The organism is Pseudomonas sp. BIC9C (assembly GCF_034541995.1).
GTDB lineage: Bacteria > Pseudomonadota > Gammaproteobacteria > Pseudomonadales > Pseudomonadaceae > Aquipseudomonas > Aquipseudomonas fluorescens_CC.
In genome coordinates this window covers 546,271-561,531 of the sequence record NZ_JAWDGM010000004.1, presented here as the reverse complement: position 1 = coordinate 561,531, position 15,261 = coordinate 546,271, and the positions used below count along the sequence as shown (strand labels likewise).

Genomic DNA, 15,261 nt, shown 5'->3' with positions numbered 1-15,261 from the left:
TTGTTATGTCAGAGTCGTTACGTCTTGTTTTTATTAGGTTTGCCGCAATTTTTTTATTCTTGTTGTGCGATAGAAATAGCAGGAGCCGTGCCAACTTTTTAAAAGCCTTTAAAATCAATGCTTTGTAGTTTTGTAGGGTTTTACGCCTCAGGCAAAACCCTACATTTTGTTTCCGTGTTACTCGCTTGCGCCCACGTTTGTGTCCGGGCGGTAACACCCGGACACACTCAACGCACTCACTGTGCGCTGCGGGCCTTGGCCACGCGGGAACCGGTAGGGCGACCCAATACTGTGCAAATCTGCTGACCGGCGAGCATCAAGGCGTCGAGATCGATCCCGGTGTCGATACCCAGGCCGTTGAGCAGGTAAACCACGTCTTCGGTCGCGACGTTACCGCTGGCACCCTTGGCATAGGGGCAGCCGCCCAGACCGGCGATGGAGCTGTCGAACACCGAGATGCCTTCCAGCAGACTGGCGTAGATGTTGGCCACAGCCTGACCGTAGGTGTCGTGGAAGTGCCCCGCGAGTTTTTCCCGGGGAACATCCTTTGATACCACCTCGAACATCTTGCGGGTTGCGCCAGCGGTGCCGGTGCCGATGGTGTCCCCCAGCGAGACCTCATAGCAGCCCATGGCATAGAGCTCGCGAGCGACCAAGGCGACTTGCTCCGGTGCGACGTTACCTTCATAGGGGCAGCCCAGCACGCAGGACACATACCCGCGCACGGTCACCCCATGTTGTCTGGCGGCATCCATGATCGGCCCGAAACGCTCCAGGCTTTCGCTGATCGAGCAATTGATGTTGCGTTGGGAAAAAGCTTCGGATGCCGCCGCAAACACCGCCACTTCCTTCACTCCGGCGGCGAGGGCATCTTCGAAACCGCGCAGGTTGGGAGCGAGCGCGCCATACACCACACCCGGTTTGCGCTGTATCTGCGCGAAAACCTCGGCGGAACCGGCCATCTGCGGCACCCACTTGGGCGAAACGAAACTGCCGACTTCTATATAGCCGAGGCCCGCGGCCGTGAGCGCGTCGACCAGTTGCACCTTGTCGGCGACGCTGATGGGCTGGGCTTCGTTCTGCAGGCCGTCGCGGGGGCCGACTTCGACAATGCGTACGTGGGTAGGGAGGGACATGGGCTTCGACCTGTGCTGATTGTCTGAATGTGCAAAAAACTGTAGGAGCGAGCTTGCTCGCGATGGACTCCCATGCACCGCGTTTATCCAGCAGACACGCGTTATCGTTAACGGCCATCGCGAGCAAGCTCGCTCCTACAGGGGGCGGTGTGGATTTACTGAATCGATTCCTGGCTTTTGAGCGTCTGCTCCAGCGCCTGCACGCAGCGCTCTTCGGCAGTATCCAGCTCCAGTTTCATCTGCTCGATGTCCAGCAACTGCTGCTCAAGCTGCTCACGGCGCTCGCTGATTTTCGCCAGCATGCTGTGCAGTTGCTTGGTGTTACCGCTGGACGGGTCGTAGAGCTCGATCAGCTCGCGGCATTCAGCCAGCGAGAAACCGATGCGTTTGCCCCGCAGGATCAGCTTCAGGCTGACCTTGTCGCGAGGCGAGTAGATGCGTTCCTGGCCACGACGTTCGGGGCTGAGCAGGCCTTGCTCTTCATAAAAGCGAATGGCGCGGGTGGTGATATCGAGCTCGCGGGCGAGATCGGAAATGCTGTAGGTCTGGCTGCTCATGGGCGCGCTCGCAAAAGGTCATGGCGCTAAGCTAATGGCAGGTTGACGTTTACGTCAAGGGGCAGTGGTTTTCGCTGTTCTTGCTGGCCTAATCGCGAGCAGGCTCGCTCCCACAGTAGATATCCAGTGAACACAATCCCTGTGGGAGCGAGCCTGCTCGCGATAAGGGCACCTCGGTATCAAGCTCTACGCTTTCTCGAGCTTTTTCTCCTGCGCTGTCACTTGCTGGCACAGTTCGATCATCTGCTCGCGCATCCAGCGGTTCGCCGGGTCCTGGTCAGTGCTTTCGTGCCAGTAAAGGTGGGTTTCCACCGGCGGCACATCGTTGACCGGCAGATAAAAGGCGTGCAGGTCGTTACGGCGGGCGAAGCGTTCCGGCACGGTCATGACCATGTCCGTCTGCTGCAACACTTGCGAGGCCATCAGGTAATGCTGGGAGCGCAGGGCGATCTTGCGCTGGATGCCCATCTTGCCCAGCGCCAGGTCGACATAGCCGAGCCGCTGCGGCGGCTGGAAATATGGATGTGGGTCAGGCCCAGGTAATCATCCAGCGAGTTTTCTCTTTGCCCGCCAGCGGATGCCCCTTGCGCATGGCACACACGTAGCGGTCCTCCATCAACTTGACGTGACGTACCTGCGGGTCGGTGTTGAGCGGCGCGTCGACCGCGAAGTCGAGGCGCCCGGCCGCCAGTTCCTTGGTGGTTTCGCGGCGTTTGGACAGGAAGCTTTCGATGATCACCGTTGGTGCCAGGCGGCGCAGGCGCTGGAACAGCGGCGGCAGGATCACCGCTTCGGTGAGGTCGGTCATGCTGATGCGGTAGGTCTTGACCGCCTGCTGCGGGTTGAATATGCGGCTTTCCTGCACCGACACGCGCAGCAGCGAGAGTGCGTTGCGCACCGGGCCGATGATGTTCTGGGCCATGGGCGTCGGCACCATGCCCTGGGCGGTGCGCACGAACAGCGGGTCGTTGAAGGTCTCGCGCAGACGCGCCAGTGCGTTCGACACCGCCGGTTGGGTGATGCCGACAATCTGCCCGGCGCGGGTCAGGTTGGCTTCGGTGTAGATCGCGTCGAAGACGATGAAAAGGTTGAGATCGACCTTGCTCAGATTCATTACGCGGCTCTCTTGTTATGTGGGCGGACTGACCGTGACGATCAGTCGATCATATATCGGTGATGAATGTTTATACACGCCGAGAATAGGCTAGGTAAATTATCAACGCTGTTCTAGCATCGATACAGGACCTAAACAACCTCCCCCCAGAAGGTATCTTGCTCATGGATTTCGCTTATTCGCCCAAGGTTCAGGAACTGCGCGAGCGCGTGACTGCGTTCATGGACACCTACGTTTATCCCGCTGAAGCCGTGTTCGAACGCCAGGTCGCCGAAGGCGATCGCTGGCAGCCGACCGCGATCATGGAAGAGCTCAAGGCCAAGGCCAAGGCCGAAGGCCTGTGGAATTTGTTTCTGCCTGAGTCTGAACTGGGTGCCGGGCTGACCAACCTTGAATACGCGCCGCTGGCGGAAATCATGGGCCGCTCGCTGCTGGGGCCAGAGCCGTTCAACTGCTCGGCACCGGACACCGGCAACATGGAAGTGTTGGTGCGCTACGCCAATGAAGAACAGAAACAACGCTGGCTCGAGCCATTGCTGCGCGGCGAGATCCGCTCGGCGTTTGCCATGACCGAACCAGACGTCGCGTCGTCCGACGCCACCAACATGGCCGCCCGCGCGGTGCGTGATGGTGATGAGTGGGTGATCAGCGGCAAGAAATGGTGGACGTCGGGTGCTTGCGACCCGCGCTGCAAGATCCTGATTTTCATGGGACTGAGCAATCCGGACGGGCCACGTCACGCCCAGCACTCGATGATTCTGGTGCCGGTGGACACCCCCGGGGTAAAAATCCTGCGTCCGCTGCCGGTGTTCGGCTACGACGACGCTCCACATGGTCACGCCGAAGTGCTGTTTGAAAATGTTCGGGTGCCGTACGAAAACGTCCTGCTGGGCGAAGGCCGTGGCTTCGAAATTGCGCAAGGTCGCCTGGGTCCGGGCCGGATTCACCACTGCATGCGTTCGATCGGCATGGCCGAGCGAGCACTGGAACTGATGTGCAAACGCTCGGTGAGCCGTACGGCATTCGGCAAACCCCTGGCGCGGCTGGGTGGTAACGTCGACAAGATCGCCGACTCGCGGATGGAGATCGACATGGCACGCCTGCTGACACTGAAGGCGGCGTACATGATGGACACGGTTGGCAACAAAGTGGCCCGCAGCGAGATCGCGCAGATCAAGGTCGTCGCGCCAAACGTTGCGTTGCGCGTGATCGACCGGGCGATCCAGATCCATGGCGGGGCAGGGGTTTCCAACGATTTCCCGCTGGCCTACATGTATGCGATGCAGCGCACCCTGCGCCTGGCCGACGGCCCGGACGAAGTGCACCGTGCGGCGATTGGCAAGTTCGAGATAGGCAAGTATGTGCCGAAGGAAATGATGCGTAGCGGGCACTAAGACCGCGGCGTTGCCATTCGCGGGCAAGCCCGCTCCCACAAAGACTGCACCGAACCTGTGGGAGCGGGCTTGCCCGCGATGGCGTCAGTCGATCCAGCACATCAACAGCAGATTCAATAAACCCAAACCTCAACCCGCCGATTCCTGATCCTTCCCTCATCGGCGCTATTGGCCGCCACCGGCATTTCGGCACCGAATCCACGAATCTCGCGAAACACCACACCGCTCTTCACCAACTCCCGCCGTACCGCCATGGCCCGCAGTTTCGACAACAGGTCGGCGCGCGCCGGGTCGCTCTTGGCATCGCCAAACCCCACCAGCGTGACCTGCCCATCGGTCTTGCCGTGCTGCTTTATATAGTCGAGCACCCGCCACAGATCCTGTCGGGCCTTGTTGTCCAGGGTGGCGCTGCCTTCCTCGAAACGGAAGTTCACCGACAGCCGTTGAGCATGTCGACTCAGCGCCTGATAACCCTCGGGCATCAACGCATTGGGGGTAACGGCCATGGCTTGCACGGTCTGTGCAATAAAGCCGTTGGCGGCCACTATGGCTTGACCTTTGGTGCTTTGGGCAAAGGCCACCAGGGCATTGGCCCAGGGATTTTTCCCGCTGGGCGGCAGGTAAAAGAACAATCGACGGGACAGCGGATAGTCTTCCGTGGCAATCAGGCTGTTGAGCGGCAGCATGGCTTGCGATTGACCGTCGACAATGGCCACAGCCTTGGCCTGGCGCACGTAGGGTAAACCGATGAAACCGATGCCTTGTGGATCTGCGCTGACCGCATCGGACAGTTGTTCGCTGGACTCGAAGCGCTTCGCCGCGCTGCCGAGGGTTTTGCCACGACCACTGAGGACCAGTTCCTTGAAGGTGTCGTAGGTCCCGGACTGATCATCCCGCGCATACAGATGAATCGGCCCGCCACGACCGCCGATGTCTTCCCAGGTCTTCACCTCTCCACTGAAAATGCGCGCCAGTTGCACGGTGTCGAGCTGGTTCAGCGGATTGTCCGGGTGAAGGATGATCGCCAGGCCGTCGATGGCGATGACCTGTTCGGCGCTCGGGCTTTTCAGGTCACCGAGCGATTGCAGGCTGGCCAGTTCGCTGTCCTTGATCGGGCGCGACGAGGCGGCCAGATCGGCACTGGCTGCTTTTAACGCGGTGAAACCGGTGCTGGAACCATGGGCTGCCACTTCCACCACGATCCGACGGCCCTGGACGGTTTCACCGACAATGCGCAGTTCGTTGGCGGTGTCCGGGGTTTCGCGGTGAATTTTGCGCAGGCCCTGTGCGCTCAACAACCCCTCGACCAGCGCCGGCCCCAATGCTGCGCCGATGGTGTTGGAACCCTGAATGCGCAGCACCGGGCCCTGTTCGGGTGTCGGCAAGTCGCCGGCCGAGACGGCTTGCGGCAAGCCCATGCACAGCATCAACAGGAACAACACGCGCAGCATCATGCCGGCACCTTTATAGCCAAAGGAGGTGCCGGGAGATTAAGTCAGTAAGGTTTCCGAAAAATGACACTTTGCAAATGTGGGAGCGGGCTTGCTCGCGAAGGGGTCATAACATTCAATGTCGATGTTGAATGTAAGACCGCCTTCGCGAGCAAGCCCCGCCCCACAAGGTATTGATGTGTCTGTCAGACGTCAGCTCAACTCAACTCAAGCCAGATCGGCGCATGGTCCGATGGTTTTTCCATGCCGCGCAATTCGTAGTCCACCCCGGCGGCCTTCACCCGCGGCAGCAAGCCGTGGGAGGCGAGGATCAGGTCGATACGCAGGCCACGCTTGGGCTCGTCTTCGAAGCCACGGCTGCGGTAGTCGAACCAGCTGAAGGTGTCGGTCACGTCCGGGTTCAAGTGACGGAAACTGTCGACCAGGCCCCAGTTTTTCAGGCGGGCCATCCACTCGCGCTCTTCCGGCAGGAAGCTGCATTTGCCGGTTTTCAGCCAGCGTTTCATGTTGTCCGGGCCGATGCCGATGTCGCAGTCTTCCGGGGAAATGTTCACATCGCCCATCACCACCAGTGGCTGGTCATTCTTGAACTGGCTTTCCAGCAATTGCTGCAAATCGCTGTAGAAGCGTTCCTTGGCCGGGAATTTGGTCGGGTGGTCGCGGCTTTCGCCCTGCGGGAAATAACCGTTCATGATGGTCACCGGCACGCCGTTGGCGTCGGGGAAGGTGCCCCAGATGAAACGCCGTTGGGCGTCTTCTTCGTCGGTGGCGAATCCTTTATGCAGGGCCAGCGGCTCCTGGCGCGAGAGCAGGGCGACGCCGTAGTGGCCCTTTTGCCCGTGGAAATACACGTGATAGCCCAGCGCCTTGACTTCATCGAGGGGGAACTGGTCGTCGTGAACCTTGGTTTCCTGCAGGCCGATCACATCGGGCTGGTGCTTTTCGATCAGCGCCGCCAGCTGATGGGGGCGGGCGCGCAGCCCGTTGATGTTGAAGGAGACGATCTTCATGGTCGGCAGTCCTGGCAAAAGGGCGATGCTAGCTGACATGTGGGAATCGGGCCAGTGTGGGGTGAGGGGATTCGGCTTGGCCCTTCAGCTTTATGTGGGCAGTGATGGCCCCTTCGCGAGCAGGCTCGCTCCCACAGGGAATAGATGTGGTTTGTACCTTTGTGGTAGCGAGCCTGCTCGCGAAGGCGATTTCATTGCCTACACTGATTGCGAATCTGTAAGGAACTGTGTCGGTGCCAATCAGCTCGTAACAACAAGAGCGCAGCCATCCGAGCTGTGCCGGGGAGATCAACCGTCATGCCCGAAACCTCGACCGTCATCGCCGATATTCACATGCTCGACAGCGGCTACGCCCGCGAAGCGCGTTCGCTGCTGTACCAGGCTTATCGACACGAGCCGACCTTCGGCTATTTGTTCGAAGCCGAACGTCCCGGTTACGAACAGCGGGTTCGCGCCACCGTACGCGAACTGGTGACCCAGCATTTTCTCCAGGACCTGCCGGCCATCGGCCTGCTGGTCAATGACCGCCTGATTGGCATCGCCCTGATCGCACCGCCGCAACGTCGTCTTGGCGTCACTGAAAGTTGGGCCTGGCGCCTGCGCATGGTGCTCAGCACGGGATTTCGCTGCACTCGTCGCTACCTCGAATATCACGCTGCCGTGGAGGCCTGCGTGCCGAACGACTCGGTGCACGTTCTGCCATTGCTGGGGGTACATCCGCAGTTCCAGGGCAAACACTTCGGCGAGCAGTTGCTGCAGGCCGTGCACAACTGGTGCGCGGTGGATGAACACTCACAGGGGGTAATTCTCGACACCGGCAATCCACGTTATCTGGAGTTCTACAAGCGTCAGGGGTATGAAGAAATCGGTGAGGTCGCCGTAGGACCGATTCGCGAGCATGTGTTTTTTCACCCCAATCCCCAGGTGTTGCACACCGCAATGGCCTGAACCGCGAACTTTCCGTACATGCCAGGCTCTATCACGCTCTCAAGCTCGTGATAGCATCCGCGCCTATGAAGTTTCCAGGAAGAAATACCAGCGCTGTGCTGATGCTGATGATCAGCTGCGCGGCGCTGGCACAAAGTGAATTGGATGTGCGGGTCAAACCGTCCAATGATGAGCTGAAAGCCAATATAGAAGGCTATATCGGCAGCCTCGGCGATCGCGATGAACAGGCGTTGCTGCGCTTCAGCCGTGGCGCCGAAGAGCAGGCGCGCAAGGCCGCCCAGGCCTTGGGTTACTACCAGCCAGACATCGACAGCGAGGTGAAGGGGGGCGACACGCCGCGCCTGGTGTTGAAGGTCGACCCCGGCGAGCCGGTGCATCTGCGCAATGTCACGGTGCGTGTCGACGGTCCGGCAGCCTCCCTCAAGTCCTTTCGAGTCCCCAAAAGCGACGCGCTCAAGCCCGGTGCCGTGCTCAATCATGGCCACTACGAGGACGCCAAGCGCCTGATCCAGAATCAGGCTTCGCGGTATGGCTTTTTCAGCGGCCACTTCACCCGTTCAAAACTGTCAGTCGACCCGCGGGCCGGCGTCGCCGATATCGAATTGATCTATGAAAGTGGTCCGCGCTATACCCTGGGTAAGGTCAGTTTCGAGGGTGATACGCCGTTCGATGACGAGTTGCTGCAGCGCATGGTGCCATTCAAGGCCGGTACGCCCTATGACTCGGAACTGATCGCCGAACTCAATCAGAACCTGCAATCGAGCGGCTATTTCGAAGGCGTGCGCGTAGACGCGGCACCCACGGCGTCCCGGGACGATGCGATCCCGGTGAACGTCAAGCTTGAAACCCGCAAACCACGGACCATGGGCCTGGGCCTGGGTTTCTCCACCGACGTCGGCCCACGGGCCAAGGCCAACTGGACCCGGCACTGGGTCAATGCACAAGGGCACAGTTACGGTTGGGAGGCCGAAGTTTCGGCACCACGGCAAAACGTCGGGCTGTTCTACGACATTCCGCTGGATCCACCGCTGACGGACAAACTGCGTTTTGCCGGCGGCTATCAGAATGAAGATATCGCGGGCACCGACACCCACAGCAAGCTGCTGACCCTTGGCCCCGAGTGGCACAGCAAATTGCCCAGCGGCTGGCAGCGGGTGGTATCGCTGAAGTGGCAACGCGAGGATTACCAACTGGGTGACGACTCGGGGCTCAGTAACTTGCTGATGCCCGGTGTAAGCTATTCGTACCTCAAAAGTGACAACCGCATCGACCCCCACAACGGTTATCGCCTGCAATTCGAAAGTAAAGTTGCCAAGGAAGGTCTGGGTTCCGACAGCAACCTGATCTACGGCACGGCGTTGGTCAAAGGCCTGACTACGGTGTTCGACAACCATCGCTTCCTCGGGCGGGTGCAGGTCGGCGGCAGTGCCACCAACGGTTTCAAATCGGTACCGCCGTCGCTGCGCTTCTTCGCCGGTGGTGACCAGAGTGTGCGCGGTTACGACTATCAGAGCCTTTCCCCGGAAAACTCCGACGGTGACCGCATCGGTGGCCGCTACATGGTGGCCGCCAGCGCGGAATATCAGTATTCCATCGCCGAAAAATGGCGGATCGCGACCTTTGTCGATCAGGGCAACTCCTTCAATTCACTCGAACTGCCGAGCCTCAAGACCGGGGTCGGTATCGGCGTGCGCTGGGTATCGCCGGTGGGGCCGATCCGCCTCGACCTGGCGCATGCGCTGGACGACGATGGCGGCATTCGACTGCACTTTTCCATGGGGCCTGAGCTGTGAAGCGTGGTTTGAAAGTAACGCTGCTGGCGATGGCGGCGCTGTTGATGCTGGTTGTCCTGACACTGGCCACGGTGTTGGGCACGGCAACGGGCAGCCGCTGGGCATTGGGCTTCGTCCCGGGTTTGACCCTGGAAAACTTCCAGGGCCGGCTGGGCGGGCAGTGGAGCACGGACCGGGTGCTGTGGCAGCAGGACACCAGTCGGGTAGAACTGAGCCAGGTGATTTTTGCCTGGTCGCCGTTGTGCCTGACCCGCATGACCCTGTGCATCGAGCAATTGCAGGCCGATCAGGTCAGCCTGACCTTCCCGCCGGGTGCAGAAGAGCCGAGCAGCGGCCCGATCACGCTCCCGGAGCTGAAGTTGCCATTGGCCATCGAGCTTGGAGAGATCAAGGTCGGCCGCCTGATGTTCAACGGCAGCGAAGAACTTAAGGGGTTGCAGCTGGCGGCGCACTGGACGGCAGCCGGTTTGCAGATCGACGCGGTATCGTTACAGCGCGAAGACCTGAGCCTGAACCTGTCCGGCCTGCTGCAACCGAGCGGTAACTGGCCGCTCAGCGCCGAAGGCAAACTGACCCTGTTGTCGACGCCTGAGCCTTTGGCGCTGGCATTGAAGATCGACGGCGACCTGCTGAAAACCCTGAACCTGAAAGCCGACAGTAGCGGTTACCTCAACGGGCAACTGACAGGCGAACTGCAACCGCTGGTGGAAAACCTGCCAGCCAAGGTGCGGATCACCGCCGACGGCTTCAAGCCCAGTGCCGATCTGCCGGACACCCTGCAACTCAAACAGCTTGAGCTCACGGGTGCCGGTGACTTGAAGAACGGCTACGCGTTGCTCGGCAATGCCACCTTACCCGCCGAGCAAGGGCCGGTCGCATTGGCACTGCAAGGCAAGGTCGACGCCAGGGGCGCACAGATCGCCGCGCTGGACCTGACCGCCAACGACAAGCAAAGCCTCAAGCTCACAGGGCTTCTGGATTGGAGCAAAGGCCTGAGCGCCGAGGCGAAGATCGACTGGCTGGATTTCCCGTGGCACCGTCTCTATCCGCTCATCGACGAGCCGGAGGTGACGTTGCGCCGCTTCAACGGCGAAGTGTCCTACACCGACGGCAAGTACCTCGGTCATTTTGACGCCGCGGCGGATGGTCCGGCCGGCGCTTTCACCCTGGCCAGCCCGTTCGCGGGCGACCTGACGAAAATCTACCTGCAACAGATTCAACTCCAGGCCGGGCAGGGCAAGGCCGAAGGGCACCTGAACCTGCAATTCGCCGACGGCATTGCCTGGGACACCGCGCTGGATTTGTCGGCGATCAACCCGGCGTACTGGGTGGCGGAGCTGCCGGGCACCCTGGCCGGGCCGTTGCGCAGCCAGGGCGAGATGAAGAACGAAACGCTCAGCCTCAATGCCGATCTGGACCTCAAGGGCAAACTGCGCGGTCAACTGGCGGTGATCCAGGCCAAGGCCGATGGCCGTGGTGAGCAATGGAACCTCAACGCCCTGCAAGTTCGCCTCGGCGATAACAGCATCAGCGGCAAAGGCAGCCTGCAACAGAAACTCGCCGGGCAGATCGATCTCAAGCTGCCGCACCTGGCCCAGCTCTGGCCGCAACTGCGCGGCCAACTCAATGGTCGCGTGGATGTCGCCGGCACACTCAAGGCGCCCCAAGGCAAGCTTGACCTGCAAGGCTCACAACTGGCCTTCCAGGACAATCGCCTGCAAAGCCTGAACCTCGACGCCACGCTGGACAGTGCGCAACGGGCAAAAATCGACCTCAAGGGCAGCGGCATCCGGGCCGGCGACACCGTGCTGGGAACGCTGACCGCCAGCGGCCAGGGCGACATCAAAACCCAGAAGCTGAGCCTCGACTTGGAAGGGCCGAAGCTGAAACTGGCCCTGGGCCTGGACGGTATGCTGGACAAAGGCAATTGGCGTGGCCGCCTGGCCAGTGGTGATATCCAGGCCGGTGGCCAGGACTGGAAGCTGCAAGGGCCGGCGAAACTCGAACGCCTGGCGGACGGAAAAATCAACTTCGGCGCCCATTGCTGGGCATCCGGCCAGGCCAGCCTGTGCGGTGAAGACTCGCGCCTGATGCCCGAGCCGAAGCTGCGTTATCACCTCAAGCAATTCCCGATCGACAGCCTCGCGCAGTGGTTGCCGAAGGATTTCGCCTGGCAGGGACGGCTCAATGCCGACCTGCAACTGGACCTGCCGGCCAGTGGCCCGAACGGCCTGATCAGCGTCGACGCCGGCGGCGGCACGTTGCGTATCAAGGAAAAGGACCAGTGGCTGGACTTCCCGTACCAGACCCTGAAACTCACCAGCAAACTCACGCCCAAACGCATCGACACCGAACTCGATTTCGCCGGTGGCAAGCTCGGCGAGCTGATGGTGCAGGCGCAGCTCAATCCGTTGCCGAAGAACAAACCGCTCAGCGGCTCGTTCCGCTTGAGCGGGCTGGACCTGTCAGTGGCGCGGCCGTTCGTGCCCATGGTCGAAAAGCTCGCCGGGCGCCTGAATGGCAGTGGCACGATTTCCGGTGGGCTGTTGGCGCCGCAGGTCAATGGCAGCCTGCAACTCAGCGACGGCGTGGTGGCCGGGCCCGAGTTGCCGATGGAGCTGCAAAACCTGCGCGTTCAAGCGCTGATCGCCGGTGAAAGCGTACAGCTCAATGGCGGCTGGAACAGCGGCAAGGCCGGGCAGGGTAGCCTGAGCGGCAACATCGCCTGGGGCCAGGCGCTGGTGGTGGATCTGGCGCTCAAGGGGGCGCAGTTGCCGGTGACCGTCGAGCCTTACGCCAAGCTTGAAGTCGCACCGGACCTGAAGATCTCGATGAAGGGCGACGAACTGGCCATCGTCGGCAAAGTGCTGGTGCCCAAAGGTGAGATCACCATTCGCGAATTGCCGCCGTCGACGGTCAAGGTCTCCGATGACACGGTGATCGTCGGCCAGCAAACCGAGCAGGGCAAGCCGCCACTGGCCATGAAGATGGACATCGAAGTGCTGGTCGGCGAGGACAAGCTGAGCTTTGCCGGGTTTGGCCTGACGGCCAATGTGCAGGGGCATGTGCACATCGGCGACAACATGGACACCCGTGGCGAGTTGTGGCTCAACGACGGCCGCTATCGCGCCTACGGCCAGCGGCTTTCGGTGCGTCGGGCACGCTTGCTGTTTGCAGGTCCCATCGATCAGCCGTACCTGGACATCGAGGCCATTCGCAAGACCGACGACATCATCGCCGGCATTCGCTTGAGTGGCAGCGCCGAGCAGCCGACCACACAGATCTTCTCCGAACCGGCCATGAGCCAGGAGCAGGCCCTGTCTTATCTGGTGCTCGGGCGTCCGCTGAGCAGCAACGGCGAAGACAACAACATGCTCGCCCAGGCGGCCCTCGGTCTTGGCCTGATGGGCAGTGCCGGGGTGACTGGCGATCTGGCGAAGAACCTGGGGATCCAGGACTTCCAGCTTGACACCCAGGGCAGCGGTACCACCACCAGTGTGGTGGCCAGCGGCAACCTGTCCGAGAAGCTCAGCCTGCGCTATGGCGTTGGTGTGTTCGAACCGGCCAACACCATTGCCTTGCGCTACAAGCTGAGCAAGAAGGTCTACCTCGAAGCCGCCGGCGGCGTGGCCAGTTCGCTGGACATCTTCTACAAGCGGGATTTCTAGACCCGCATTCCGTACAAAAGACCGAGTCGCCCCATCGCGGGCAAGCCCGCTCCCACAGGGATTGCATTGAACCTGTGGGAGCGGGCTTGCCCGCGATGGCGGCTGTGTGCCTGGCACAAATCCCGACGCCACCGGTCAACTATTTACAAAGCAACCTAACTATTACGTTGACATTCGCTGCCTAGGCAGTAACATCTCGACATACATTCACTGCCTAGGCAGCTAACTGGTGGTCAGATGAAACATTTCTCTCCAGACGATTTCCACAATTGCCATCTCGGCCTGTTGCTCGGACGTGCCGCGCTGCTCAAGGACCGGATCCTCGACACTCGCATGGAACCCCACGGCATCACCGCCGCGCAGTTCAAGGTGTTGATCATCATGGCCCAGTACGGCGTCGATTCGCCGGGCGAGTTGTGCCGTCACCTGTCACTCGACAGCGGTTCGATGACGCGCATGCTCGATCGTCTGGAACAGAAAGGTTGTCTCGCTCGCCAACGCTCCGAAGCGGATCGCCGGCAGGTGCAGCTTGTGCTCACGGAAGAAGGGCAGAAGCTCGCCGGGCTGTTGCCGCACATCGGTGCCGAAGCCATGAATGAACTGGCTGGAGCCATCACTCCGGAAGAGTTGAAAACCCTGGAGCTGATCCTGAAGAAAATTTTGGTGGCAGCCGGTGATTCGATCACCCTGCTGCGGGTAGGTGACAAATGAGCAGTAAACCCTTGCGTGCCGGGCTGAGCCTGGTGTTGTTGGCCATGAGCCTGGCCGGTTGCGCCAGTTACAGCGGTCTGAAAACCCAAGGCGTCAGCCTCGACGCGAAGAGCCTCAAGGCCGGGCAATCCCTTGGCGGCGTGACCCTGTCACCGGCCGCCTGGCCGAAAAGCGACTGGTGGAAAAGCCTCGGCGACCCGCAACTCGACGGGCTGATCCGCGAGGCCCTGCGCGACAGCCCGGACATGCAGATTGCCGACGCCCGTGCCCATCAGGCCAACGCCGCCGCTTACGCCGCCGACGCCGCACGGATGCCGACCCTGGATGCCAGCGCCGGTGTCAGCCGCTCGCGCCTGGCCCGGGATCAGGACCCGCTCGGGCAAGGTGACGCGTACGCCACCATTCGCAACATCAGCACCGGTTTCAATTACAACTTCGACCTGTGGGGCGGCCAGCGCGATGCCTGGGAAGCCGCCCTCGGCCAGGCCCGTGCTGCCGAAGTCGACCAGCAGGCCGCGCAACTGACGCTGGCGGCCGATGTCGCCCGTGCCTACAGCGATCTCGGTCAGGCACACATCGTCTACGACCTGTCCAGCGAAGACCTCAAGCGCACCCGGCAAATGCTCGACCTTAGCCAGCGGCGCCTGACAGCGGGGATCGACAGCCAGTACCAGTTCCAGCAGACCGAAAGCCTGGAAGCCACTTCCCAAGCCAACCTGATCGATGCAGAGAAGCGCCTGAACAGCGCGAAGATCGCTCTCGCGGTGCTGCTCGGCAAAGGCCCGGATCGCGGCAATGAAATTGCCCGGCCGAACATTCTTCAGCCGGGTGTGGTAGCGCTACCTTCGGTGCTGCCGGCCGAACTGCTGGGCGTCGCCCGGACCTGGTGGCCGCGCGCTGGCGGGTCGAGGCAGCGAGCAAAAGCATCGACGCCGGCAAGACCCGGTTCTATCCCAACCTGAACCTCAGCGCCGCTGCCGGTGCCGAATCCTTGTTGGGCGATGCGATGTTTGGTTCGGCCAGCCGCTTCTTCAACATTGCACCGACGATCTCTGTGCCGATCTTCGACGGTGGCCGCTTGCGTGCCGACCTCGATGCGCGTGACGCCGATTACGACCTCGCGGTGGCGCAGTACAACAAAAGCCTGGTGAAAGCGCTGGGGGATGTCAGCGACAGCATCAACCAGCTGCGTGATATCGGCCGGCAGATCGCTGCCCAGCAGCACGCCACCGACATCGCCCAGGATTCCTACAACACCGTGGTCCAGCGTTACGGTTCCGGCATCGGCAACTACCTGGACGTGCTCAGCATCGAGCAGCAATTGCTCCAGGCCCAGCGCCAGTTGGCCAACCTGAATGCCGAGCAGATCGACCTGTCGATCCAACTGATGCAGGCGCTGGGCGGCGGTTACCAGCCTGAGGCCATTGCCTCGGCCAACGCCACGCCCGCCACGCTGACCCACTAATTCAAGGTACTTGT

General features: G+C 61.2%; 9 protein-coding genes and 2 pseudogenes. 6 read left to right on the top strand and 5 right to left on the bottom strand.

The genetic code is table 11. From position 1 onward, the window contains the following. Positions 1-236: 236 nt before the first annotated feature. From RS887_RS20450 to RS887_RS20440, 3 genes and pseudogenes are all read right to left on the bottom strand, one after another. Positions 237-1,136 carry a hydroxymethylglutaryl-CoA lyase gene (locus RS887_RS20450; protein WP_322616758.1) on the bottom strand — a complete coding sequence of 300 codons (900 nt, stop codon included), beginning with the start codon at positions 1,134-1,136 and terminating at the stop codon, positions 237-239. A 155-nt stretch (positions 1,137-1,291) separates the two neighbouring features. Further along, positions 1,292-1,693: a MerR family transcriptional regulator gene (locus RS887_RS20445; protein WP_007980992.1), complete on the bottom strand. Its 402-nt coding sequence runs from the start codon at positions 1,691-1,693 to the stop codon at positions 1,292-1,294. A gap of 186 nt (positions 1,694-1,879) precedes the next feature. Next, positions 1,880-2,807: pseudogene (locus tag RS887_RS20440) on the bottom strand (LysR family transcriptional regulator). A 164-nt stretch (positions 2,808-2,971) separates the two neighbouring features. Here RS887_RS20440 and RS887_RS20435 point away from each other — a divergent pair. Beyond that, a complete protein-coding gene (locus RS887_RS20435; protein WP_322616757.1) occupies positions 2,972-4,201 on the top strand; it encodes an acyl-CoA dehydrogenase in 1,230 nt (409 codons plus the stop codon). A 113-nt stretch (positions 4,202-4,314) separates the two neighbouring features. On the opposite strand, the gene RS887_RS20430 is transcribed toward RS887_RS20435, so the two are convergent. Together RS887_RS20430 and xthA are read right to left on the bottom strand one after the other, a co-directional pair. Further along, positions 4,315-5,655 carry a phosphate ABC transporter substrate-binding/OmpA family protein gene (locus RS887_RS20430; RefSeq protein ID WP_322616756.1) on the bottom strand — a complete coding sequence of 447 codons (1,341 nt, stop codon included), beginning with the start codon at positions 5,653-5,655 and terminating at the stop codon, positions 4,315-4,317. A 194-nt stretch (positions 5,656-5,849) separates the two neighbouring features. Continuing rightward, positions 5,850-6,662, bottom strand: a complete 813-nt coding sequence (gene xthA / locus RS887_RS20425) for an exodeoxyribonuclease III (protein ID WP_322616755.1) — start codon at positions 6,660-6,662, stop codon at positions 5,850-5,852. A gap of 297 nt (positions 6,663-6,959) precedes the next feature. Between xthA and RS887_RS20420 the strand changes: the two genes are divergently transcribed. The 5 genes and pseudogenes from RS887_RS20420 (at position 6,960) to RS887_RS20400 (ending at position 15,247) form a co-directional block, all read left to right on the top strand. After that, positions 6,960-7,610 (top strand): GNAT family N-acetyltransferase, encoded by a 651-nt coding sequence (locus tag RS887_RS20420; protein WP_322616754.1) that lies wholly within the window; start codon positions 6,960-6,962, stop codon positions 7,608-7,610. A gap of 65 nt (positions 7,611-7,675) precedes the next feature. Next, positions 7,676-9,403, top strand: coding sequence for an autotransporter assembly complex family protein (locus RS887_RS20415; RefSeq protein WP_322616753.1), 1,728 nt, complete (start codon positions 7,676-7,678; stop codon positions 9,401-9,403). Next, positions 9,400-13,071, top strand: coding sequence for a translocation/assembly module TamB domain-containing protein (locus tag RS887_RS20410; protein ID WP_322616752.1), 3,672 nt, complete (start codon positions 9,400-9,402; stop codon positions 13,069-13,071). The genes RS887_RS20415 and RS887_RS20410 overlap by 4 nt, the downstream gene beginning before the upstream one ends. A gap of 237 nt (positions 13,072-13,308) precedes the next feature. Then, complete coding sequence (locus RS887_RS20405; RefSeq protein ID WP_322616751.1) at positions 13,309-13,782, top strand: MarR family transcriptional regulator; 474 nt, start codon at positions 13,309-13,311, stop codon at positions 13,780-13,782. Beyond that, positions 13,779-15,247, top strand: a pseudogene (locus RS887_RS20400) (efflux transporter outer membrane subunit). Before RS887_RS20405 ends, RS887_RS20400 begins: the two are co-directional and overlap by 4 nt. The last annotated feature ends 14 nt before the right edge of the window (positions 15,248-15,261 follow it).

What these genes read in the sequence shown, in the direction of transcription:
- RS887_RS20450 (WP_322616758.1), bottom strand. Translation starts at nt 1,136, where the DNA reads ATGTCCCTCCCTACCCACGTACGCATTGTCGAAGTCGGCCCCCGCGAC.
- RS887_RS20445 (WP_007980992.1), bottom strand. Translation starts at nt 1,693, where the DNA reads ATGAGCAGCCAGACCTACAGCATTTCCGATCTCGCCCGCGAGCTCGAT.
- RS887_RS20435 (WP_322616757.1), top strand. Translation starts at nt 2,972, where the DNA reads ATGGATTTCGCTTATTCGCCCAAGGTTCAGGAACTGCGCGAGCGCGTG.
- RS887_RS20430 (WP_322616756.1), bottom strand. Translation starts at nt 5,655, where the DNA reads ATGATGCTGCGCGTGTTGTTCCTGTTGATGCTGTGCATGGGCTTGCCG.
- xthA (WP_322616755.1), bottom strand. Translation starts at nt 6,662, where the DNA reads ATGAAGATCGTCTCCTTCAACATCAACGGGCTGCGCGCCCGCCCCCAT.
- RS887_RS20420 (WP_322616754.1), top strand. Translation starts at nt 6,960, where the DNA reads ATGCCCGAAACCTCGACCGTCATCGCCGATATTCACATGCTCGACAGC.
- RS887_RS20415 (WP_322616753.1), top strand. Translation starts at nt 7,676, where the DNA reads ATGAAGTTTCCAGGAAGAAATACCAGCGCTGTGCTGATGCTGATGATC.
- RS887_RS20405 (WP_322616751.1), top strand. Translation starts at nt 13,309, where the DNA reads ATGAAACATTTCTCTCCAGACGATTTCCACAATTGCCATCTCGGCCTG.